General features: G+C 64.2%; 21 protein-coding genes. 9 read left to right on the forward strand and 12 right to left on the reverse strand.

Annotated features, from left to right (window positions below; all coding sequences use genetic code 11):
* Positions 1 to 31: 31 nt before the first annotated feature.
* The 7 genes from rpsF (at position 32) to AB4Y32_RS23650 (ending at position 4,877) form a co-directional block, all read left to right on the forward strand.
* On the forward strand, positions 32 to 406 hold the full coding sequence (gene rpsF / locus AB4Y32_RS23620; protein WP_087735835.1) for a 30S ribosomal protein S6: 375 nt from the start codon (positions 32 to 34) through the stop codon (positions 404 to 406).
* Positions 407 to 471: 65 nt separating this feature from the next.
* Positions 472 to 771: a primosomal replication protein N gene (gene priB, locus AB4Y32_RS23625; protein ID WP_152759767.1), complete on the forward strand. Its 300-nt coding sequence runs from the start codon at positions 472 to 474 to the stop codon at positions 769 to 771.
* A gap of 2 nt (positions 772 to 773) precedes the next feature.
* Positions 774 to 1,049: a 30S ribosomal protein S18 gene (rpsR, locus tag AB4Y32_RS23630; protein WP_087735833.1), complete on the forward strand. Its 276-nt coding sequence runs from the start codon at positions 774 to 776 to the stop codon at positions 1,047 to 1,049.
* A gap of 27 nt (positions 1,050 to 1,076) precedes the next feature.
* Positions 1,077 to 1,529, forward strand: a complete 453-nt coding sequence (gene rplI, locus AB4Y32_RS23635; protein WP_087735832.1) for a 50S ribosomal protein L9 — start codon at positions 1,077 to 1,079, stop codon at positions 1,527 to 1,529.
* Between the two features lie 173 nt (positions 1,530 to 1,702).
* Positions 1,703 to 3,091, forward strand: coding sequence for a replicative DNA helicase (locus tag AB4Y32_RS23640; RefSeq protein WP_368723662.1), 1,389 nt, complete (start codon positions 1,703 to 1,705; stop codon positions 3,089 to 3,091).
* Between the two features lie 149 nt (positions 3,092 to 3,240).
* Positions 3,241 to 3,867, forward strand: coding sequence for a DUF47 domain-containing protein (locus AB4Y32_RS23645; protein ID WP_087735830.1), 627 nt, complete (start codon positions 3,241 to 3,243; stop codon positions 3,865 to 3,867).
* Positions 3,867 to 4,877 carry an anion permease gene (locus tag AB4Y32_RS23650; protein WP_368723663.1) on the forward strand — a complete coding sequence of 337 codons (1,011 nt, stop codon included), beginning with the start codon at positions 3,867 to 3,869 and terminating at the stop codon, positions 4,875 to 4,877. Before AB4Y32_RS23645 ends, AB4Y32_RS23650 begins: the two co-directional genes overlap by 1 nt.
* 41 nt (positions 4,878 to 4,918) lie before the next feature.
* Here AB4Y32_RS23650 and AB4Y32_RS23655 read toward each other — a convergent pair whose 3' ends face one another.
* From AB4Y32_RS23655 to AB4Y32_RS23710, 12 genes are all read right to left on the reverse strand, one after another.
* Entirely contained in the window at positions 4,919 to 5,725 is an 807-nt protein-coding gene (locus tag AB4Y32_RS23655; RefSeq protein ID WP_368723664.1) for an SDR family NAD(P)-dependent oxidoreductase, read from the reverse strand.
* A gap of 161 nt (positions 5,726 to 5,886) precedes the next feature.
* A complete protein-coding gene (locus AB4Y32_RS23660; RefSeq protein ID WP_368723665.1) occupies positions 5,887 to 7,020 on the reverse strand; it encodes a C40 family peptidase in 1,134 nt (377 codons plus the stop codon).
* Positions 7,021 to 7,310: 290 nt separating this feature from the next.
* Entirely contained in the window at positions 7,311 to 9,143 is a 1,833-nt protein-coding gene (locus AB4Y32_RS23665; RefSeq protein WP_368723666.1) for a PhoH family protein, read from the reverse strand.
* 353 nt (positions 9,144 to 9,496) lie between these two features.
* The gene (locus tag AB4Y32_RS23670; protein ID WP_368723667.1) at positions 9,497 to 9,958 is read right to left on the reverse strand and encodes a peroxiredoxin; all 462 of its coding nucleotides are present in this window, start codon (positions 9,956 to 9,958) and stop codon (positions 9,497 to 9,499) included.
* A 212-nt stretch (positions 9,959 to 10,170) separates the two neighbouring features.
* Positions 10,171 to 11,067 (reverse strand): polysaccharide deacetylase family protein, encoded by an 897-nt coding sequence (locus AB4Y32_RS23675; RefSeq protein ID WP_368723668.1) that lies wholly within the window; start codon positions 11,065 to 11,067, stop codon positions 10,171 to 10,173.
* 12 nt (positions 11,068 to 11,079) lie between these two features.
* Entirely contained in the window at positions 11,080 to 12,126 is a 1,047-nt protein-coding gene (locus AB4Y32_RS23680; RefSeq protein ID WP_368723669.1) for a bifunctional UDP-4-keto-pentose/UDP-xylose synthase, read from the reverse strand.
* On the reverse strand, positions 12,123 to 13,058 hold the full coding sequence (locus AB4Y32_RS23685; protein WP_368723670.1) for a formyltransferase: 936 nt from the start codon (positions 13,056 to 13,058) through the stop codon (positions 12,123 to 12,125). The genes AB4Y32_RS23680 and AB4Y32_RS23685 overlap by 4 nt, the downstream gene beginning before the upstream one ends.
* Complete coding sequence (locus tag AB4Y32_RS23690) at positions 13,055 to 14,131, reverse strand: glycosyltransferase (RefSeq protein ID WP_368723671.1); 1,077 nt, start codon at positions 14,129 to 14,131, stop codon at positions 13,055 to 13,057. The genes AB4Y32_RS23685 and AB4Y32_RS23690 overlap by 4 nt, the downstream gene beginning before the upstream one ends.
* An 18-nt stretch (positions 14,132 to 14,149) precedes the next feature.
* The gene (locus tag AB4Y32_RS23695; protein WP_368723672.1) at positions 14,150 to 15,301 is read right to left on the reverse strand and encodes a DegT/DnrJ/EryC1/StrS family aminotransferase; all 1,152 of its coding nucleotides are present in this window, start codon (positions 15,299 to 15,301) and stop codon (positions 14,150 to 14,152) included.
* Between the two features lie 310 nt (positions 15,302 to 15,611).
* Positions 15,612 to 15,983, reverse strand: coding sequence for an SMR family transporter (locus AB4Y32_RS23700; RefSeq protein ID WP_368723751.1), 372 nt, complete (start codon positions 15,981 to 15,983; stop codon positions 15,612 to 15,614).
* Between the two features lie 53 nt (positions 15,984 to 16,036).
* Positions 16,037 to 17,878, reverse strand: a complete 1,842-nt coding sequence (locus tag AB4Y32_RS23705) for a glycosyltransferase family 39 protein (protein ID WP_368723673.1) — start codon at positions 17,876 to 17,878, stop codon at positions 16,037 to 16,039.
* A 430-nt stretch (positions 17,879 to 18,308) separates the two neighbouring features.
* Positions 18,309 to 18,683, reverse strand: coding sequence for an Mth938-like domain-containing protein (locus AB4Y32_RS23710; protein ID WP_087735818.1), 375 nt, complete (start codon positions 18,681 to 18,683; stop codon positions 18,309 to 18,311).
* 660 nt (positions 18,684 to 19,343) lie between these two features.
* On the opposite strand from AB4Y32_RS23710, the gene AB4Y32_RS23715 reads away from it, so the two are divergent.
* Complete coding sequence (locus tag AB4Y32_RS23715) at positions 19,344 to 20,591, forward strand: pyridoxal phosphate-dependent aminotransferase (protein ID WP_368723752.1); 1,248 nt, start codon at positions 19,344 to 19,346, stop codon at positions 20,589 to 20,591.
* 57 nt (positions 20,592 to 20,648) lie between these two features.
* Complete coding sequence (locus AB4Y32_RS23720) at positions 20,649 to 21,980, forward strand: homoserine dehydrogenase (protein WP_368723674.1); 1,332 nt, start codon at positions 20,649 to 20,651, stop codon at positions 21,978 to 21,980.
* The last annotated feature ends 19 nt before the right edge of the window (positions 21,981 to 21,999 follow it).

Here is a 21,999-nt window from a genome sequence, read left to right on the forward strand (position 1 = left end):
CCGGGTGGCTTCAATCCACAAGGAGTGTGTAATGCGTCATTACGAAATCGTATTCATCGTGCACCCCGATCAGAGCGAGCAAGTGCCCGCAATGATCGAGCGCTACAAGTCCACGATCACGTCGCACGGTGGCCAGATCCACCGCATCGAAGACTGGGGCCGTCGCCAGCTGGCCTACATGATCGAGAAACTCGCGAAGGCTCACTACGTCTGCATGAACATCGAATGCGACCAGACCACGCTCGACGAGCTGGAACACGCGTTCAAGTTCAACGACGCCGTTCTGCGTCACCTCATCGTCAAAATGAAGAAGGCCGAAACCGGCCCGTCGCCGATGATGAAGGAAGTGCAGCGCGAAGAAGCCAAGAAGGCGGCTGCAGCGCAGTCGACCGAAGCGCAGGCTTAAAGCAGAACCGTTAAGCCATCAGAGTCACGCGCCGTTTTCGCAAACAAGGTTCGTAAAAGGAATCGATGAATCGGCTGCAACTCACGGCAAGCGTCGTCGAACGCGAACCGGTGCGGTACACCCCCGCCGGCGTTCCGATTGCAGGCTGTACGTTGCAACACCGCACGCAGGTCGTCGAAGCGGGCATTGCCCGAACCGTCGAGCTGACCATGCAGGCGGTAGCGGCCGGCGAGGCGAGCGGCAGGCTGGAGCGGGTTGAGATGGGCGTCGATACGCTCTTCACCGGCTTCCTGGCAAAGAAAAGCCGCAACGCGAGAACTCTGGTGTTTCACATCACAGAATTGCAGGACATTGGAAAGGACTGAACATGGCCCGCCCCACTGGTAAGAAATTCGACAAGCGTCGTCAGCAACAAAACCCGCTCTTCAAGCGCAAGAAGTTCTGCCGTTTCACGGCTGCTGGCGTCGAACAGATCGACTACAAGGACATCGATACGCTGAAGGACTTCATCGGCGAAAACGGCAAGATCACGCCGGCGCGTCTCACGGGTACCAAGGCCCATTATCAACGCCAGCTGGACACGGCTATCAAGCGCGCGCGTTTCCTCGCGCTGATGCCGTACACCGACCAGCACAAGGCCTAACCCGACGACGCCATAAGGAGCATCCGAATGCAAATCATTCTTCTCGAAAAAGTCGCGAACGTCGGCAACCTGGGCGACATCGTCAAGGTGAAGGACGGCTATGCACGTAACTTCCTGATCCCGAACAAGAAGGCCCGCCGCGCTACGAAGGAAGCGATCGCCGAATTCGAAGTTCGCCGCGCAGAACTGGAAAAGAGCGCTGCTGAAAAGCTGGCGGCTGCCCAGGCTCAAGGCGAAAAGCTGGCTGGCCTGACGCTGCAGATCGCGCAGAAGGCTGGCGTCGACGGTCGTCTGTTCGGCTCGGTGACGAACGCCGACATCGCCGACGCGCTGACCAAGCAAGGCTTCGTCGTGGAAAAGGCGCAAGTGCGTCTGCCGGAAGGCCCGCTGAAGCTGGTGGGCGACCACCCCGTGCACGTATCGCTGCACACGGACGTCACCGTCGACGTCACGGTGTCGGTGCTGGGCGAGCACGTCTAAGCTGCACGCGTAGACAGGATGTGGAATCGCCGGGAAGTTTCCGGCGACAAGGGCAGGGGCCGGGAAACCGGCCTCTGCCTTTTTTATTGTCCGCAATCGTTGTTTACGAGCCCAGGTGCGCGTGCTGCCTGAAGCTTTGCCGCTGTCCTCTATTTGCTTGATAATTCCACCCCATGAACGCACCGTCGAAAGATCCTCAACTCGAGTCGCTGAAAGTCCCGCCCCATTCCATCGAGGCCGAGCAATCGGTACTGGGCGGTCTGCTGCTCGACAACGGCGCATGGGACCGCATCGCCGACTTCCTCGCGCAAAGCGACTTTTACCGCTATGACCACCGCATCATCTTCGAGCACATCGGCAGGCTGATCGCGGCGACGCGTCCCGCCGACGTCGTGACCGTCTATGAAGCGCTGACGACATCGGGCAAGGCGGAAGAGGTCGGCGGGCTCGCCTATCTGAACGCGCTAGCGCAGAACACACCGAGTGCCGCGAACATCCGTCGCTATGCGGAAATCGTGCGCGACCGCGCGGTGCTGCGCCGGCTCGTGTCGGTGGCGGACGAGATTTCTGCCGACGCCTTCAACCCGCAAGGCAAGGAGGTCCGGCAACTACTGGACGAGGCGGAATCGAAGGTGTTCTCGATCGCGGAAGACGGCGCGCGCGGCACGCAGGGCTTCCTGGAAATCGGGCCGCTGCTCACGCAGGTCGTCGAGCGCATCGACACGCTGTACCACACGGCCAATCCGAGCGACGTGACGGGCACGCCGACGGGCTTCGTCGATCTCGACCGGATGACGTCCGGCATGCACGGCGGCGAGCTGATCATCGTGGCGGGGCGTCCGTCGATGGGTAAGACGGCGTTTTCGATGAACATCGGCGAATACGTGGCCGTCGAGTACGGACTGCCCGTTGCGGTGTTCTCGATGGAAATGCCGGGCACGCAGCTGATCATGCGTATGCTCGGCTCGGTCGGCCGGCTCGATCAGCACCGCATGCGAACCGGGCGCCTGACGGACGAAGACTGGCCGAAGCTCACGCACGCGGTACAGAAAATGAGCGAGGCGCAGATCTTCATCGACGAAACGGGCGGCCTCAACCCGATGGAACTGCGCTCGCGTGCGCGACGTCTGTCGCGACAGTGCGGCAAGCTCGGCCTGATCATCATCGACTATTTGCAGCTGATGAGCGGCTCGTCGACGGGCGAAAACCGCGCGACCGAAATCTCGGAAATCTCGCGTTCGCTGAAGAGCCTCGCGAAAGAGCTCGACGTGCCCGTGATCGCGCTGTCGCAGTTGAACCGAGGTCTGGAGCAGCGTCCGAACAAGCGCCCCGTGATGTCGGACCTGCGCGAATCGGGTGCAATCGAACAGGACGCGGACGTGATCCTCTTCATCTACCGCGACGAGGTGTACAACCCGGACAGCCCCGACAAGGGCACCGCCGAGATCATCATCGGCAAGCAGCGTAACGGTCCGATCGGCCCGGTTCGGCTCACGTTCCTCGGTCAATACACGAAGTTCGACAATTTTGCGGGTCCGCAGAACTTTTACGGCGGCGAGTAGCACAACTTCGCGCGGGCGGGAAAACCGGGTTGCACTTCCCGTTGCGCGCGCGTCTAAAACGCGGCGACGCGCCGCACTGAAAGTGGTCCCTAACGGTACAATATTGCCGTTTTATGACAGCCTCACCGTGACCACTTTCCGGGGACCCAATGTTTGGTCGATTCATGCCCACCGAGGGCAAATTTTTTGAAATTTTCAACGCTCACGCGAAGCACATTGTCTCGGGTAGCCGGGAACTCGAACTCCTGATCGATAACCTCGGCGACGCCGAGATCCACAAGCAAAACGTGCAGACGGCCGAGAAAGCGGCCGACAAGCTGACGCACGAATGCGTCGATCTGCTCCATAAGACTTTCATCACGCCGCTCGATCGCGATGAGATCCACAAGCTGATCACTACGATGGACGACATCCTCGACCTGATGGAGGACGTCGCCACAGCGATTTCGCTGTATGACGTGCAGGCCGTCACGTCGGAGGCGAGCCAGCTCGCGCACATCTCGACGGCGACCTGCGAGCGCGTGCAGGCGGCCGTCGGCATGCTGTCGGACATGAAGCAGGCGCGCGAAATCCTGAAGGCCTGCGAAGACATCGACCGTCTGGAATCGGAAGCCGACCGCGTGCTGCGCTCGGCGATGTCGAAGCTTTTCCGCGAAGAAGACGACGTCAAGACGCTGATCAAACTGAAGGCGATCTACGAGCTGCTCGAGTCGATCACCGACAAGTGCGAGGACGTGGCGAACATCATCGAAGGCATCGTGCTGGAAAACGCGTAATGCATTCGATACAACTCGCCATCTGGGCGGTCGCGACGCTCGTCGTCGTCGCGCTCGTCTTCGACTTCATGAACGGTTTTCACGACGCGGCGAACTCGATCGCCACTGTGGTTTCGACGGGCGTGCTGAAGCCGCAACAGGCCGTCGCGTTCGCGGCCGCGTTCAACGTCATCGCCTATTTCATCTTCCACCTGAAAGTCGCGCAGACGGTCGGCAAGGGCACGATCGATCCCGCAATCGTCGATCACTACGTCGTGTTCGGCGCGCTGGTCGGCGCGATCGGGTGGAACATCGTCACGTGGTACTACGGCATTCCGTCGAGTTCGTCGCACGCGCTGATCGGCGGGCTGGTCGGTTCGGCGCTTGCGAAATCGGGCTGGGGCGCGCTCAACTGGGACGGGCTGCTGAAGACCATCACGTTCATCATCGTGTCGCCGCTGCTCGGCTTCGTGCTCGGCTCGTTCTTCATGCTGATGGTGTCGTGGCTCTATTTCCGCACGCCGCCCAGCAAGGTCGACGGGCGCTTCCGCAGACTGCAGCTGCTGTCGGCGGGGCTGTATAGCCTCGGCCACGGCGGCAATGATGCGCAAAAGACCATCGGCATCATCTGGATGCTGCTGATCGCAACCGGCTACGCATCGGCGACGGGCGACGCGCCGCCGCTGTGGGTGATCGGCGCGTGCTATCTGTCGATGGGTCTCGGCACGTTGTTCGGCGGCTGGCGCATCGTGCGGACGATGGGCCAGAAGATCACAAAGCTCAAGCCCGTCGGTGGCTTTTGCGCGGAGGCGGGCGGCGCGATCACGCTGTTTCTCGCGTCGTTCCTCGGCATTCCCGTTTCAACCACGCATACGATCACGGGTGCGATCGTCGGCGTTGGCGCGACGCAGAAGCTGTCGGCCGTGCGCTGGGGCGTGGCGGGCAATATCGTCTGGGCGTGGGTGCTGACGATTCCGGCGTCGGCGGTGCTCGCGGCGGCCGGCTGGTGGCTCGGCCACCGCTTCCTGTAAGCCTTCAAACGAGCCTTCAAAAACGGCGGGGCGCGCCGCGTTCAGATCAGCGGCGCGCTGCCTCCATCCATCGGGACGATCGCGCCTGTCACATAGCTCGCGCGGCGGCTTGCCAGAAAGAGCGCGACGTCCGCAATTTCCTCCGGCTTCGCAAAGCGCCCGAGCGGCACACGCGCTTCGCCGCGCGACAGCGCCTCGGCGGGCTGGATGCCGTCGCGCGACGCTTCCAGTTTCAGCGCTTCCTCGACGCGATCCGTCAGCGTCGCGCCCGGATTGATCGCGTTGATGCGTATGCCGTAGCGCGCGTAGTAGTGCGCGAGGCCGACGGTGGCGAGCATGAGCGCTGCGTTCGCCGCGCCGCCGGCGATGTGAATGTCGCTCGCGATCTTGCCGCCCATGCCGATGATATTGACGATCGTGCCCGGCTCTTTCGCCGTGCCGGATTTCACGCGCTCGGCCATGCGCTTCAGCACTTCCTGCTGCGGGTAGATGTAGGGGAAGTATTTGGCGTCCATCGTCGCCTTGAACGCGTCGGCGTCGAGCGTTTCGGGATCGTAGCGGCGCGCGGCGCCCGCGCTGTTGATCAGGATGTCGATCGGGCCGACGGCGCCCGTCGCTTCATCGATGACATCGATGGCGCTGTGCGGTTCGTGCAGGTCGGCGCGCGTCAGATGGATGTGCAGCCCTTCGCTCGCAAGCTGCTCACGGGCGCGGGCAAGATTGGCCGGATCGCGCGATACGATCGCGACTTTCGCGCCTTCCATCGCGAACGCGCGCGCGCATGCGAGACCAATGCCCTTGCTGCCGCCCGTCACCAGGACCACTTTGTCGTTAAGTCCGAGATCCATCGTCGCCACCCGCCATCAGAGAAATATCGAAAAAGATAGCAGAGGTGCGGCCGGGCTGGTGGCGAATCGGCCGGCGGCGGCTTTGTCGCATGGTGGGATTCGCGATGAATCGTGCTTCCGCGGCGTGCGGTGGCTGGCTGCCAGACGCGCGTTCAAAGCGATCAGTAACTTCCGTTGGCGAAGCCCGCGATGGGGTCGTCGTTTGTGCGAGTCGGTGCGGGAATGGGACGCGAAGCCGTCGACGCGCGCATGATCCGCACGCCACCCGAATCCGTCGATGGCTGCATGTCGCTGGCCTGACGGGCCTGGCGCGCCGCGATGGCGGCGGGCGGAGGCGGCTCGTAGGCATCGGCGGCGGCGTCGATCGCGTCGGGAGCTTGCGCGTCGGCAGGCGCCGGCGAAGCGACGACAGCCGGCGATACCGCACCCGCCGCACGCGCCTGCATCCGCGCTGCGCTCAGCCCTGGAGGCGGCGGTTCGAATGGATCGGTGGACGCGGCGGCCGTCGGGGGCGGGGCGGCGGCCGTCGTGCTCACGGACGCCGACGGCTGCTGGACCGATCGCGCGGCATACGCGCTGCCTTGCCTGTATCCATTGGCAGCCGTGGCGTTGGCACTCGCTGCTTCGCGCTGCGTGCCCGCCGTGTCGTAAGCCGCCGCCGGCTTCGATGGCGCGACAGTCGCAACGGCGGGCGCAACGGGAGCAGGCGCTGCCGACTGATAGCTCGGCGTGTCGAACGGCGTCGTTGGCTTGCTCAACGCCGGTGCGACACGCCGTATGCCGTCGAAGCGTTTGGCCCAATACGGATTGGTCAGATAGTCGAGCCGCACGGTGCCGCCCGTCGACGGCGCGTTCACGAAGCGCAGTTTGCCGACATAGATCCCGACATGCGAATGCGGCCGCCCCGTCGTGTTGAAGTAAATCAGGTCGCCGGGCGCGATCTCATCCGGTTCGACGGATTCGCCACGCGAACTCATGTCCGCCGTCGTGCGCGGCAGATTCACGGATGCCGCGCGTTGCACCACGTAGTGGACGAGACCGCTGCAATCGAAGCCACTGTCGGGCGTATTGCCGCCCCAACGGTACGGCACGCCGACGAGGCCCATGGCCTGAATCGAGATTTCTTCGCGTCCGATGCTGTGATCGACGAAATGAGGGAGGCCCGGCGGCGTAGTCCGATATGCACCGCCCGATGACGCATACGACCCGCCCGACCCGCGCGCGGTCTTCTGCGGCGTGCCTGAGCAGGCGGCGAGCAGGGCGACGATGAGCAGGGACAGCGCGAGGCGGAGCATGAAAGCGAAGCCGGGCGACGACGCCCGGCAATGGCCGACGATGCCCGATGGTAGCCCTTGCTGCGGGCCTCTCGCAAGAATTCTTGAGAAATAACTTGAAGTTTACGCGCTAAATGTTGGGCCGCACGGACGGTACGCGCGCACATTGTCCAACGATCGGGGATGCAACGCGCGTAACCCGCGCAGGCGAAGCGTAAAGAACCGGCAATGAAAAAGCCGCTTCCGGCAGCAACCGGAAGCGGCTTCGAAAGCGGCGTTAAACCCGCGGCTTCGAAATCCGGTGAAGCGCGTCAGAGAATATCGGAGGCGTAGTCGGCAAGCCGCGAGCGCTCGCCGCGCGCGAGCGTCACGTGGCCGCTGTGCGCCCAGCCCTTGAAGCGATCGACGACATACGTAAGGCCCGAGCTGCCTTCCGTCAGATACGGCGTATCGATCTGCGCGATGTTGCCGAGGCAGATGATCTTCGTACCCGGACCCGCGCGCGTGACGAGCGTCTTCATCTGCTTGGGCGTCAGGTTCTGCGCCTCGTCGATGATCAGATACTTGTCGACGAACGTGCGTCCGCGCATGAAGTTCATGCTCTTGATCTTGAGGCGCGAGCGGATCAGCTCCTGCGTGGCCGCGCGGCCCCATTCGCCTGCCGCATCGTCGGTCTTTTGCAGCACTTCGAGGTTGTCGTCGAATGCGCCCATCCACGGCTGCATCTTTTCCTCTTCGGTGCCGGGCAGGAAACCGATGTCTTCGCCGACGGGCACCGTCGCGCGCGTCACGATGATCTCGTTGTAGCGTTTATCGTCGAGCACCTGCGCGAGACCCGCCGCCAGCGCGACCAGCGTCTTGCCCGTGCCGGCCTGGCCGAGCAGCGTGACGAAGTCGATTTCCGGGTTCATCAGCAGGTTCAGCGCGAAGTTCTGCTCGCGGTTGCGCGCCGTGATGCCCCACACGTTGTTCTTGTGGTGGCCGTAGTCGCGCAGCGTCTGCAGAAGCGCCGTCTTGCCGTTCAGCTCGCGCACGAGCGCATGGAACGCCGGCTCGCCGTTCTGCGGCTCCAGATAGACGAACTCGTTGACGAGCATCGACGCGCACAGCGGACCCGTCACGCGGTAGTACGTGGTGCCCGTCTTCGTGTCCTGCCAGCTTTCCATGCCCTTCGCGTGCTTCGTCCAGAAGTCCTGCGGCAGCTGACGGATACCCGAGTAGAGCAGGTCCTTGTCCTCGAGGACCTGGTCGTTGAAGTAGTCTTCAGCGGGCAGGCCGAGCGCGTGCGCCTTGATGCGCATGTTGATGTCTTTCGACACCAGCACGACCTGGCGGTCTTGCCGGTCGCGCTGCAGCGCGCGCACGACGCCGAGGATCTGATTGTCGGCCTTGCCTTGCGGCAGGCCTTCGACGGGCTCGATGTCCGTAAGCTTCGTCTGGAAATACAGGTGTCCCAACGCTTCGAGGCTGCCCAGGCGCGCGAGGGGGATGCCTTCTGCCATCTCTCCCGCGTTCGCGACGAGCGAATCCAGCGTGCGGCTCACCTGGCGTGCGTTGCGCGCGACTTCCGACATGCCCTTCTTGTGATTGTCGAGCTCTTCCAACGTCATCATGGGCAGATAGATGTCGTGTTCCTCGAAGCGGAAGAGGCACGTCGGGTCGTGCATCAGCACGTTGGTATCGAGCACGAACAGCTTGCGAACCTCGGCTTCCGCGCCACGCGTCGCGCGTTTTTTTGTGCCGGCGCGCGTCGACGCGGCGGGCGCGGCGGTTTCCGCTTCGGCTTCGGCGGAGCCCTTGCCGCGGCGCGCGACGGCGGGCGCGATCGCCTCGTCGTCTTCAGCGGACACGGACGGCACCGGCTGCAGCAAAGCGGCCGTCTGCTTCGCCTTGCGGCTGCGCGACGGGGCGGCCTCGGGCAACGCGGAGGCGGACGACGTGGCGATCGGCGGGACGGGACGCAGGGTGGTCGCCGCGTTGGCGGCGTGCGTCATCGGTGTGGCGACATTGGCGCGGCCGAATTCGGCCGATGCGGCTTGCTCCCCTTCATGCGCCTGTTTTCGAGCAGGTTTGGCAGGCTTGGCCTTATATTCATCAGGCGGCAACAGATTGCCGAGCTTGCTGGGTGGGGTAGGCAAAGGCATGGTTTCCCTCAAGTAGAGCGGGTAACAGTTCTTCGCCGCCTGCCGCAAACTGTCGTGCGTCGTGTGCTCGCAATTTGCGTCCGGTGGCGCGTGTCGGATTAGTAATGCCGGTTCGCCTGGTTTTCGATCGGCTCCTTGACGAAAGTGCGCTGCGAACGCCGCGAACTGCTGCGCGCAATTAAAAAAGCCGCCGCCCCGGCAAACGGGGCAAGCGGCTCGATTTGGGTGATCGCGTCACGCCTGATGACTCGCCTCCTTGCCGTGCCGTCAGCGACGGCAAAGACGCGATCTGCAGCGCAACTGCGCGAAAAATTAGATGAACAGGCACTCATTGCGGCCCAATATAACGCGCCTCAAAGCGCTTGTACAGCCTCCAGGATCTCGTCGACATGACCCGGCACCTTCACGCCGCGCCATTCGCAGCGCAACACGCCTTCACCGTCGACGACGAATGTGGAGCGCTCAATACCCCGTACTTCTTTGCCATACATTTTCTTCATTTTCATGACGCCGAAGAGCGTGCACAGCGTTTCGTCAGGGTCCGATACCAACGTAAACGGCAGTTCGAGCTTGGCCTTGAAGTTATCGTGCGACCGCACGCTGTCGCGCGACACCCCGACGATCTCCGCGCCCGCCTTCTTGAACTTCGGATAGAGGTCGCGGAACTGCAGGCCTTCCGTCGTGCAGCCCGGCGTGTTGTCTTTCGGATAGAAATACACGACGACCTTCTTTCCGCGCAGGCAGGACAGCGTGAAGTCGCCGCCCGTTGCCGGGGCGGTGAAGTCGGGAACGGGTTGATCGACTGCGATGGGCACGTGGTCCTCCGGTTGTTATCGTGATCGGCAGCCGCGATGGTGGTCTGCCTGAACGCTTTGTTCTGGGTTGCTTGGGTGCTTCGGGGCGGCTCCCGGACAGGAGCGCTGCGGCCTCGCGCGCCGGCCGGCTGCTGCTGGCTTGTAAAACAGGCTTGCAAAACAGGCGGGCGCGCAATCGGCAGACGACAATCGATGCGCACATCGTCGCATTGCTAGTCGGGCTGGACGATCAGCTCGCCGGAGCGGCCCGGAATCTCGCCCCACGTCACAGGGTACGACGGCAGTGTGTCACGGTCTAGCGCGGCGTGATAGTCGCCCATCGTCGCGAACGTGTGGCCTTGCGCGCGCCAGCCGGCGAGCAGTTGCTCGAACACGGGCGCAAGCTTCTGGCCTTCGAGTTCCGCGTGCAGCGTGAACACCTGGTCGTGCGGGTTGTTCTCGGTGCGCTTGAGCAGCCACGCGGCGACGTTGTCCGTGTCGATGCCGTCGATGCCCAGCACTTCGTCGAGTGTCGGCAGCGTGGTCGGCATCTGCACATGCGAGAGCGTGCGGCCGCCGACGACGGGGAAGTACGGCGTATGCCCGCGCCCATCGGACGCGTACTGCATGCCCCATGCGTCGATCTGCTCGAACGCGTGGCCGTTCATCTGCCAGCCGGCCGCGCCGTGCGTGACGGGCGGCATGCCGAAGATATCGACGAAACGGTCGTGGCTCTTCTGCATCTGCGCGACGGTCCAGTCGCGCGGACGCGAACGCACGTTGTCCTGCCAATAGACGTGATCCCACGTATGAATGCCGCATTCGAAGCCGGCTTCGTGGATCGCGCGCATCTCCGAGCGGGCGCGCGCGCCGATGTCCGGTCCTGGCAAGAGCACGCCGTACATCAGTTGCTTCACGCCGTAGTGCTCGACGACGGAAGTACGCGACACCTTCTTCAGAAAGCCCGGCCGCAGCACGCGCCGCATCGCCCAGCCGGTGTGGTCGGGACCGAGGCTGAAGAGGAAAGTGGCGCGCGCCTTGTAGCGGTCGAAGATGCGCGCGAGATTCGGCACGCCTTCACGCGTGCCGCGCAGCGTATCGACGTCGATCTTCAGGACGATCAAGGCCAAGAGCGCCAGCCCTTACTGTTGTTCGACGAGCGCGCGCGCCTCGGCGACATGGCCGCGGTACGCTTCGAAAATCTTGCGCAGTGCTTCGTCGAACGTCGACTGCGGCGCCCAGCCGAGTTCCTGCATCGTGTTGTCGATCTTCGGAACGCGGTTCTGAACGTCCTGATAGCCCGCGCCGTAGTACGCGCCCGATGAAGTCTCGACGAGCTGCACCTGCTTCGCCGAATCCGCGTACTCGGGGAATTCGGCCGCGAGCGCCAGCATCTTGTGCGCGAGCTCGCGCACCGAGAAGTTGTTCTTCGGATTGCCGATGTTATAGATCTTGCCCGTCGCGACGCCGCCCTTGTTCTCGATGATGTTCATCAGCGCGCTGATGCCGTCGTCGATATCGGTGAACGCGCGCTTCTGCGCGCCGCCGTCGACGAGGCTGATGTTCTCGCCCCGCACGATATGGCCGAGGAACTGCGTGACCACGCGCGAGCTGCCTTCCTTCGGCGTATAGATCGAGTCGAGGCCCGGGCCGATCCAGTTGAACGGACGGAACAGCGTGAAGTTGAGGCCTTCCATGCCGTAGCCCCAGATCACGCGGTCCATCAGCTGCTTCGAGCATGCGTAGATCCAGCGCGGCTTGTTGATCGGGCCGTAGGTGAGGGCGGACGCGTCCGGGTCGAACTGCTCGTCCGAGCACATGCCATAGACTTCGGACGTCGACGGGAACACGAGGTGCTTGCCGTACTTGACGGCCGAACGCACGATGGGCAGGTTCGCCTCGAAGTCGAGCTCGAACACGCGCAGCGGCTGCTGCACATAGGTTGCGGGCGTGGCAATGGCGACGAGCGGCAGGATCACGTCGCACTTCTTCACGTGATACTCGACCCACTCCTTGTTGATCGTGATGTCACCCTCGAAGAAGTGCATGCGCTCGTGGTTGACGAGATCGCCGAGGCGCTCCGTCTGCATGTCCATGCCGAACACTTCCCAGTCGGTCGTTTCGAGAATGCGCTTGGACAGGTGATGGCCGATGAAGCCGTTCACGCCCAGAATCAGGACTTTTTTCATGCGTTACGGGAAGATTGAGTGAGCTGGGTGAATTCGGCGGGGGAGACGACGCGCTCCTGGCCGTCGCGCTGATGCCGCAATTCGTGGATGGCGATGACGCGGCCGTCGCCGCATGTCGCAAAAAAGACATTATCGCCTACGTGGACGCCGGGCGGCAAATCCGCGCCGGCCGCGCCGGGCTGCGCCAGTCGCGCCCGCGCAATGACGAACCGCTCGCCGCCGATGTCCGTGAACGCGCCCGGATACGGCGGCGCGACGGCGCGAATCAGATTGTAGACCTGCTGGCCGCTCTGGCTGAAGTCGATGCGCCCGTCTTCGGGCTTGCGTCCGCCGAAGTAGCTGCCGTGCGCGAGGTCGTTCGGCAGATGCGGCGCTTCGCCCGCGAGCAGCGCGGGCAGCGCGCGCCACAGCGTTTGCTCGGCGGCGACCGTCACCTTGTCGAACACCTGCGCGGCCGTATCGTCGGGCAGGATAGGGACGGGCGTCTGCGCAATGATCGCGCCCGCGTCGGGCTTCGCGCCCATTTCGTGCAGCGTCGCGCCCGTTTCGGTTTCGCCGTTCAGCACGGCCCAGTTGGTTGGCACGCGTCCGCGATATTTCGGCAGCAGCGATCCGTGCACGTTGTACGCGCCGCGCGGCGCGACGGCGAGCAGATCGACGGGCAGCATGTGCCGGTAGTAGAACGAGAAGATGAAGTCGGGCTGCGCGTTGACGACGAGCGAGCGCAACGCCGGGCTTTTCGGATCGGCGGGCGTCACGACGGGAATGCCGTGCTCGGCGGCGACGGACGCCACGCTGCCGAACCAGATGTTTTCGGTCGGATTGTCTTCGTGCGTGACGACGAGCGCCACGTCGACGCCGCGCGCGAGCAGCACCTGCAGGCAGCGCACGCCGACGTTGTGGTAAGCGAATACGACGGCGCGCGGCTTCATTGGCTCGGCCCCTGATCGGCGCTGATGGCCTGCGCGGAGTGCGTCGACTGCCCGCCTTGCATGCCTTGCGCATCCTGTCCGGCCGGCTGGCGAGGCTGCGGCGGCATGGGGTCGCCTTCGCGCTGCTCGAGAATGGTCTGCACCAGATAGCGCGGACGCGCGCGCACCTGCTGATAGATTCGCCCGATGTATTCGCCGAGCAGGCCGAGCGCGAAAATGATCACGCCGAGCATGAAGAACGTGATCGCGAAGAGCGTGAACACGCCTTGCACTTCCGCGCCGATGATGAAGCGCCGAATCAGCAGCAGCACGAAGAGGCCCGCAGAGCCCATCGACAGGATCACGCCGATGAACGACAGCCATTGCAACGGCACGACCGAGAAGCCCGTCACGAGGTCGAAGTTCAGGCGGATCAGGCTGTAGAACGAATACTTCGATTCGCCCGCGAAGCGCTCTTCGTGCGCGACTTCGATCTCGACGGGATTCTGCGCGAACGTGTACGCGAGCGCGGGGATGAACGTGTTGATTTCGCCGCAGCGGTTGATCGTGTCGATGATATGGCGGCTGTACGCGCGAAGCATGCAGCCCTGGTCGGTCATCTTGATGCGCGTGATGCGCTCGCGCAGGCGGTTCATCGCGAGCGACGCCTTGCGCCGCCACAGGCTGTCCTGACGCTGCATGCGGATGGTGCCGACATAGTCGAAGCCTTCGCGCATCTTTGTGCACAGCTTGCCGATTTCTTCAGGCGGATTCTGCAGGTCCGCGTCGAGCGTGACCACGATGTCGCCGCGCGACTGCTCGAAGCCCGCGAGAATCGCCATGTGCTGCCCGTAGTTGCCGTTCAGCAGAATCACGCGCGTCGTGTCGGGACGGGCCCGGAACTGCTCCGCGAGCAGCGCCGCCGACCGGTCGCGGCTGCCGTCGTTGATGAAGATCACCTCGTAGCTCGTGCCGAGCGCGTCGAGCGCCGGGTACAGGCGCGAGAACAGGGCGCCGAGTCCCTCCTCCTCGTTGTACACGGGGATGATGACCGAGAGTTCGGGGACGACCGGGCGTGGGTCCGTGTGATTCATTTCCGCTAGGTTTCCGCTTTATTGACCGTATTGTTGGCAAATCTCGTTCACCGCGCGGCACACGCGCTCGACGTCGCCTTCCGTCATCTGCGTGAAGAGCGGCAGCGTGACCGTGCTCGCGCCATAGTGCTCCGCATGCGGGAACATGCCTTCCCTGAATCCGCGCGCCCGGTACAGCGAGAACAGGTGGATGGCCGGGTAGTGCACGCCGGAGCCGATGCCGCGCTCCTTCAGCTGCTCCATGAAGCCCGCGCGGCTGATCGACAGGCGCGCGAGCGGCAGCGTGACGAGAAACATGTGCCAGTTGCTGTTCTCGAAGTCGGCGAGCGGCAGGCCCATGCCGAGCCTCGCGGCCGCGCCACCTTCGAAGCCCGCGAAATAGGCGCGCGCGAGCGCGTGGCGCTGCGCGCGGAAGCGCTCGATGTGCGGCAGCTGGCCGAGGCCGACGCGCGCGGCGACGTCCGTCAGGTTGTACTTGCCGCCGAGCAGCTCGCAGTCCATGCCGTCGAAGCCCATGCGCACGATGCCTTGCAGGCGGTATTTCTGCGCGAGGACGGCTTCCTCCTCGTTGTTCAGAACGAGCGCGCCGCCTTCGATCGACGTGAGGTTCTTGTTCGCGTGGAAGCTGAACGACACGATGTCGCCGAGCTTGCCGATGCGCTCGCCTTTCCACGTCGAGCCGAACGCCTGCGCCGCGTCTTCGATCACGCGCAGCTTGTGTGCGCGGGCGATCGCGTAGAGGCGGTCCATGTCGACGGGCAGGCCCGACAGAAAGACGGGAATGATCGCCTTCGTGTGCGGCGTGATCGCCTTTTCCATCAGGTCCAGGTCGATGTTTCGCGTCTTCGGGTCGATATCGACGAACACGGGCGTCGCGCCGACCTCGATGATCACGTTGCTCGTCGCGACCCACGACGCCGGCGTCGTGATGACTTCGTCGCCGGCTCCGACGCCCGCGATCCGCAGGCCGATTTCCAGCGTCGCGGTGCCCGAGTTGAACGTGCGCACCGGGCGGCCGCCGCAGTATTCCGACAACGCCTTTTCGAACGCCTGGTTCTGCGGGCCCGTCGTGATCCAGCCGGAGCGGAGCACGTCGGCAACACCGCGGATCGTTTCTTCATCGATCTCGGGACGAACGAACGGCAGGAACGGAACGGATGACTCGGTCATGGAGGGCTTTGCTCGACAAAAAAAGGGGCACGGTCTGACACAATACTGGCAATCGGCTTAATTCAAGCTTAAACCGCGGCGCCTACGTTGATCGGTACTTCGATGCGGCGGCGATAATGTGCGACTTCTGCATCAATGTCCAGTAGTCGAAACAATTCAAGAGACATTAGCAGACGGGAACGTGCTTGCCAGGGATTATTCTGCGGCGGGGCAGCGCCGATAGCACAGATGCTCATAACGCGCATTCACGCCCGTAACGCGCGATCACACCGCCTCGCCGCGCCCCACGCCCGCCGCTTTCCCGTGTCCATCAACTGCGCGCGACGAGGAACACACCGACCAGGATCACGCCGATGCCGACGAGACGCTGCGCCGACAATACTTCGCCGAACAGATACCACGCGGCAAACGCGTTTACAACATAGCCCAGCGACAGCATCGGGTAGGCGATCGACACATCCACGCGCGACAGTCCGACGATCCATACGACGACGCTCAGCACATAGCAGGCAAGCCCGCCGATGATGGGCAGTTGCGTCGCGATCCTGAACCCGATGGGGATGATGTTGGCGAGGGTGAAATCGAAGTGGCCGACGGCGTTCGTGCCGGCCTTCAAAAGCAGCTGGGCCGTCGCGTTCAGCGCGACGCCCGCGAGGATGCAGAAGAGCGAAATCGGATTCATCGAATAGACGTTTGGGTGATGGGAGGCGGCCAGGGCTGCTGCGCTCGCGGCGTTCATTGCGTTTGCTGCGGCCCTGAGGCCGCCTGCGCGGCGCCGGATTGCGCAACGGCTGGCGCGGCCGTGCCCCGCTGCGCGCCCGCCTGTTCGGAGCCTGGCTTCTCGACGATCACACGCCGGGCGTCGCGCGCGACGACGGTCATCGGCAAGTGTTGCGCGCTGAGTTCCTCGTAGCGGGCCGGTGACATCAGCGCCATCGCGTAGCGGTCGGCTTTCCAGCGCTCGATCCATTGCGGGACCGTCGGCACCCATTTTTGCGGTTCGACCGTCACGCCGAAGGCCAGTTCGTCCGCGTGCTCGACCATGATCATCGTGTGGCCGATGTAGAACGGCACCGTGTGATCGAGCACGCCGACCGAGTAGAACGGCGTGTCGGCGGGCAGTTTCGCGAGTTCGGCCTTCACAGCGGGGGCGAGCGGCGCGCCCGACGACAGCCGGCCGAACGCGTCGTGACCTGTGCCCGCGATCACGGCGAGCAGCACCCACCCGAAGCCGAAGATCGTGGCGGCGCCGAAAAGGCGCGCGCCCGAAGTCCGCGCTGCGCCGTTCTGCGCGCCCGCCTGCGAGACAGCGGACGAGCCGTTCGCGGCGCGGCGCGTGCGCCAGTTGAGCCAGATCGCCGCGAGCGTGAGGACAAAGCCGACGGCGAGCGCCGCGAACACCCAGACGCGGAACTCGAGGTACAGCGCATTCGGGTTGCGTTTGTCGCCGAAATGACCGAGGAACACCGCGCCGAATTCCGCCGCGACGAGAAACACCGCGTAGCCCGTCAGATGCCGGTGGAACTGCTCGCGCGTGACGAGGGGCAGATACAGGCCGATCACGAGCGCAATCGGCGGCGCGATAGGCAGCGTGTACGAAATCAGCTTCGAATGTGACGCGCTGAAGAACAGAAAGATGAATACCGTCCACACGAACAGCATCGTCACGGGCGAGAAGCCGTTCGCCTGGCGCGGCATGCGCAGCGCGTTGCGCACGCTCTGCACGCTCACCGACAGCCACGGCAGGAAGCCGACGATCAGCACGGGCACGAAGTAGTAGAACGCGCCGGGGCGGTTCTGCTCGGGCGTCAGATAGCGCCTGAACTGCTGGACGATGAAGAAGAAGTTGAAGAATTCGGGGTTGCGATCCTGCACGATCACGAACCACGGCGTGACGATCGCGAAGAATACGATCAGGCCGCTCACGAGGTAGAGGCGCTTCCAGATCGCCCAGTCGCGCGAGATCAGCGTGTACAACACGAGCACGGCGCCCGGCAGGATCAGGCCGATGAGCCCCTTTGACAGCACGGCGAAAGCCATCGACGCCCACACGACCCACATCCAGAGCCGCTGCTCTCGCGACGCGAGGCCCGGGCGCTGCGCGAGCAGCAAGCCGAAGAGCGTCAGCTCCATCCAGAACGACAGGCCCATGTCGAGCGTGTTGAAGTGGCCCATCAGGTTCCAGTACGGCGCGCTCGCGAGCACGAGGGCGGCGAACAGGCCTGTCGCGGCGTTGAACACGCGGGCACCCGTGTAGCCGACCAGCAGCACGCCCGCGAAGCCGGTGAGCGCGGTATAGAGACGCGCTTGCCACTCGCCGATGCCGAACCACGCGAACGACAGCGCATTCGCCCAGGTTTGCAGCGGCGGCTTCTCGAAGTACTTGTAGCCGTTGTAGCGCGGCGTGATCCAGTCGCCGGTGACGAACATCTCGCGCGCCATTTCGGCGTAGCGGCCTTCGTCGCTCGGCAGCAAATGGCGCCAGCCCAGCGGCACGAACCAGATCACGGCCAGTGTGAGCACGAGCAGCAGGACCGTCGTGCGATTGAGCGTCAGCCCGGACGGCTTGTCGTTCATGTGTTGTTCAACCCTTCTCGGCGCCGCTCGCGCGGCTTCGTTCTTATCTCGACTGGACGGGGTCCGGTTGTTGCAGAGCGCCCAGCGGGCACACGGTGCGCATCGCCCGGCCGGTGCGCCGTCGGACGCCAGGTGGCGCGCGTTATCGGCCCGTTATCGGCCCGTTATCGGGCCCATGACGCGAAGCAGCCGCCGATTCTCCATCGGCGACGCTTACGACACGCTTATGCCGCAGCTTTGCGGCAAGCGCCCACTCCCATATGCGGGCAGGCCTTCGCGAGCGCGACAAGCAGCGCGGCGCGGCGCGGCTGCCATGACGCGCGCAGGCGCGCAGTGTACTTGATCTGCGTGACGCGTTCGCCAAAAGGTGCCGGGGTGCCACGCGAAAACGCCGATCCGCCCTCGGCCCAATGCGCCGCAAGCGCCGCTACTAGCCTTCGATCAGCAGCGCGGCGGCGACTTTGCGGCCTTCCGCCATCAGAATGTTGTAGGTCCGGCAGGCGGCTTTGAAGTCCATCGTTTCGACGCCGATCCGCTGGGCCACGAGGGCGGCCGTGAGCCGCGGATGCGGAAAGCGCAGACGCTCGCCGCTGCCGAAGATGACGACTTCCGGCGCCGGTTCGATCAAGAGCGCAAAGTGCTCGGGCGAGAGGGCCTCGAATGACGAAACGGGCCAACTCATGACGGGGCCCTCCGGCAGCACGATGATGCTGCCCGTATGACGTTCGAGATTGATTTCGACATAGTCGGCGCCGTAACCCGTGACGGTGTTCAGGGCGCCGCTTGCATCCTGGTGTAATTTCAAACTGGTTTTCCGTGGTCGTCGTAAGGTACGCACTGCGTGCGTCGTGTGTCGCGTTTCGACCGACAGGCGCGACAACGGGTTCAATGCGCGGATTCAATACGCGGGTTCAATGCGGGTTCGATGCCTTGTGCGCGGGCATCATGCCTTGCGTGGTGCATTGCGGAAGTCGGCCAATATCCGCTAAATTATAACTTTTTAGCCGCCCGGCGGCTCCCCTCGAGGTCCGCGCGCTGCCACAAGCCGCGCCCGCAAGGCTGGCGACTGCGCCCGCCGTCCGCAGTGGGGTGCCCGGAACGCGCCGGCACAGGCGTCAACGAGACGCCCGCCCGCGCGTCGACTGGGGTGTCGACCGAAGCGTCCGAAGTGTCGGCAGTGCGCGCGAATAGCCAGCGAAGCGGCCAGCAACATGCGAGCGACGCGCGAGCGAAATCCGCCAGCAACACGCCAGCAACACTCGCGCCGCGCGCATGCCGTACGCGACGACGCACCAGGCGGCATGCCCGCGCCCGCTCAGCGGCTCGATGGCCTCGCGCGCCGCGCCGCCCGCGTTCCGCACGATGCCCTGCGCCGGCCCGTCAGCCGGCAGCGCAAACCCCGTCCTCATGGCTTGCCCGCTGCATGGGCGCAGCCCCGTGGTCCCGCTCATTTACCCAGGATGAAGTGCCCGTCGTGAAACCGATACTGAAATCGAACAAGCTGTTGAACGTCTGCTACGACATTCGCGGGCCCGTTCTCGAACACGCGAAGCGCCTCGAAGAAGAAGGCCATCGCATCATCAAGCTGAACATCGGCAATCTCGCGCCGTTCGGTTTCGACGCCCCCGACGAAATCATCCAGGACATGATCCGCAATCTGCCCGACTCGTCGGGCTATTCGGACTCGAAGGGCGTGTTCGCGGCGCGCAAGGCGATCATGCATTACGCGCAGCAAAAGGGCGTCGTGGGCGTCGAGCTGGACGACATCTACATCGGCAACGGCGCGTCCGAGCTGATCGTGATGGCGATGCAGGCGCTCCTCAACGACGGCGACGAAGTGCTGCTGCCCGCGCCCGACTATCCGCTGTGGACGGCGGGCGTAAGCCTGTCGGGCGGCACGCCCGTGCACTACGTGTGCGACGAATCGAACGCGTGGATGCCCGATCTCGACGACATTCGCGCGAAGATCACGCCGAACACGAGGGCGATCGTCGTGATCAACCCGAACAACCCGACGGGCGCTTTGTACTCCGACGAACTGCTGCTCGCGCTGATCGAGATCGCGCGCCAGCACGGCCTCGTCATCTTCGCGGACGAGGTCTACGACAAGATCGTCTACGATGGCAAGGCGCACACGTCGATGGCGGCGCTGTCCGAGGACGTGCTGACGGTCACGTTCAACAGCCTGTCGAAGAGCTACCGTTCGTGCGGCTATCGCGCGGGCTGGATGTGGGTGTCGGGCCTGACGGGCGAAAACCGCCGCCGCGCGAAAGACTACTTCGAGGGCCTCGGCATTCTCGCGTCGATGCGCCTGTGCCCGAACGTGCCCGGCCAGTACGCGATCCAGACGGCGCTCGGCGGCTATCAGAGCATCAACGACCTGATCGCGCCGGGCGGGCGGCTCTACAAGCAGCGCCAGCTCGCATACGACATGCTGACGGCCATTCCGGGCGTGAGTTGCGTGAAGCCCGAGGCGGCGCTGTACATGTTCCCGCGCCTGGATCCGAAGCTGTATCCGATCGAGAACGACCAGCAGTTCATCCTCGATCTGCTGCTGGAAGAGCGCGTGCTGCTCGTGCAGGGCAGCGGTTTCAACTGGAAGGCGCCGGATCACTTCCGTGTCGTGTTCCTGCCGAACGTCGACGATCTCGCCGATTCGATCCACCGGATCGCGCGCTTCCTCGACGGTTATCGCAAACGCCACGCGGCCTGACGGCGCGCATCAGCGCCCGAACCGATTTTCCACTCTCTCACTAGACACACACGCTGCATGGAACCGATCAAAGTTGGACTGCTGGGCTTCGGCACGGTAGGCAGCGGCACCTTCACGGTACTGCGCCGCAACCAGGAAGAAATCAACCGACGCGCGGGCCGCGGCATCGAGATCGCGCGCATTGCCTTGCGCAATCCCGCGAAGGCCACGGCGGCGCTCGGCAGCGAGGCGGGCACGGTCGCGATCACCGACGACTTCGGTTCGGTGGTCGACGATCCGTCGATCGCCATCGTCGCCGAAATGATCGGCGGCACGGGCATCGCGCGCGATCTCGTGCTGCGCGCGATCAGGAACGGCAAGCACGTCGTGACGGCCAACAAGGCGCTGCTCGCGGTGCACGGCACGGAAATCTTCGAGGCGGCGCGCGCGAACGGCGTGATGGTCGCGTTCGAAGCGGCCGTCGCGGGCGGCATCCCGATCATCAAGGCGCTGCGCGAGGGCCTCACGGCCAATCGCATCCAGTACATCGCGGGCATCATCAACGGCACGACGAACTACATCCTGTCGGAGATGCGCGACCGCGGCCTCGACTTCGCGACGGCGCTGAAGGCCGCGCAGGAACTCGGCTACGCGGAAGCGGACCCGACCTTCGACATCGAAGGCGTCGACGCCGCGCACAAGGCAACCATCATGAGCGCGATCGCGTTCGGCGTGCCCGTGCAGTTCGACAAGGCATACGTCGAAGGCATCAGCAAGCTCGCCGCGATCGACATCCGGTACGCGGAAGAACTGGGCTACCGGATCAAGCTGCTCGGCATCACGCGGCGCAGCGACAAAGGCATCGAGCTGCGCGTGCATCCGACGCTGATCCCCGCGAAGCGCCTGCTCGCGAACGTCGAAGGCGCGATGAATGCCGTCGTCGTGCATGGCGACGCCGTCGGCACGACGCTGTACTACGGCAAGGGCGCGGGCGCGGAGCCGACGGCGTCCGCCGTGGTCGCCGATCTCGTCGATGTGACGCGCCTGCATACGGCCGACCCCGAACACCGCGTGCCGCATCTGGCGTTCCAGCCGGACCGTCTGTCGAGCACGCCGATCCTGCCCATCGACGAAGTGACGAGCGGCTATTACCTGCGTCTGCGCGTCGCCGACGTGACGGGCGTGCTGGCCGACATCACGCGCATCCTCGCTGACACGGGCATTTCGATCGACGCGCTGCTGCAGAAGGAATCGGAGCAGGTCGATGTGTCGAAGAAGGGTGAGACCGACATCATCCTGATCACGCACGAGACGGTCGAGAAGAACGTCAATGCAGCGATCGCGAATATCGAGGCGCTGAAGACGGTCGTGTCAAAGGTGACGAAGCTGCGCATGGAAGCGCTGAACTGACGCGCAAAGCACACGACGT

Origin of the sequence: Paraburkholderia phymatum, from assembly GCF_040965635.1 — a bacterium.
In the GTDB taxonomy this organism is placed as follows: Bacteria; Pseudomonadota; Gammaproteobacteria; order Burkholderiales; family Burkholderiaceae; genus Paraburkholderia; species Paraburkholderia phymatum_B.

Coding starts and splice junctions, on each gene's coding strand:
- AB4Y32_RS23690 (WP_368723671.1), bottom strand. CDS start 14,131: ATGAATCACACGGACCCACGCCCGGTCGTCCCCGAACTCTCGGTCATC.
- AB4Y32_RS23650 (WP_368723663.1), top strand. CDS start 3,867: ATGCATTCGATACAACTCGCCATCTGGGCGGTCGCGACGCTCGTCGTC.
- priB (WP_152759767.1), top strand. CDS start 472: ATGAATCGGCTGCAACTCACGGCAAGCGTCGTCGAACGCGAACCGGTG.
- AB4Y32_RS23645 (WP_087735830.1), top strand. CDS start 3,241: ATGTTTGGTCGATTCATGCCCACCGAGGGCAAATTTTTTGAAATTTTC.
- AB4Y32_RS23705 (WP_368723673.1), bottom strand. CDS start 17,878: ATGAACGACAAGCCGTCCGGGCTGACGCTCAATCGCACGACGGTCCTG.
- AB4Y32_RS23680 (WP_368723669.1), bottom strand. CDS start 12,126: ATGAAAAAAGTCCTGATTCTGGGCGTGAACGGCTTCATCGGCCATCAC.
- AB4Y32_RS23640 (WP_368723662.1), top strand. CDS start 1,703: ATGAACGCACCGTCGAAAGATCCTCAACTCGAGTCGCTGAAAGTCCCG.
- AB4Y32_RS23660 (WP_368723665.1), bottom strand. CDS start 7,020: ATGCTCCGCCTCGCGCTGTCCCTGCTCATCGTCGCCCTGCTCGCCGCC.
- AB4Y32_RS23695 (WP_368723672.1), bottom strand. CDS start 15,301: ATGACCGAGTCATCCGTTCCGTTCCTGCCGTTCGTTCGTCCCGAGATC.
- AB4Y32_RS23655 (WP_368723664.1), bottom strand. CDS start 5,725: ATGGATCTCGGACTTAACGACAAAGTGGTCCTGGTGACGGGCGGCAGC.
- AB4Y32_RS23700 (WP_368723751.1), bottom strand. CDS start 15,983: ATGAATCCGATTTCGCTCTTCTGCATCCTCGCGGGCGTCGCGCTGAAC.
- AB4Y32_RS23665 (WP_368723666.1), bottom strand. CDS start 9,143: ATGCCTTTGCCTACCCCACCCAGCAAGCTCGGCAATCTGTTGCCGCCT.
- AB4Y32_RS23685 (WP_368723670.1), bottom strand. CDS start 13,058: ATGAAGCCGCGCGCCGTCGTATTCGCTTACCACAACGTCGGCGTGCGC.
- AB4Y32_RS23720 (WP_368723674.1), top strand. CDS start 20,649: ATGGAACCGATCAAAGTTGGACTGCTGGGCTTCGGCACGGTAGGCAGC.
- rpsR (WP_087735833.1), top strand. CDS start 774: ATGGCCCGCCCCACTGGTAAGAAATTCGACAAGCGTCGTCAGCAACAA.
- rpsF (WP_087735835.1), top strand. CDS start 32: ATGCGTCATTACGAAATCGTATTCATCGTGCACCCCGATCAGAGCGAG.
- rplI (WP_087735832.1), top strand. CDS start 1,077: ATGCAAATCATTCTTCTCGAAAAAGTCGCGAACGTCGGCAACCTGGGC.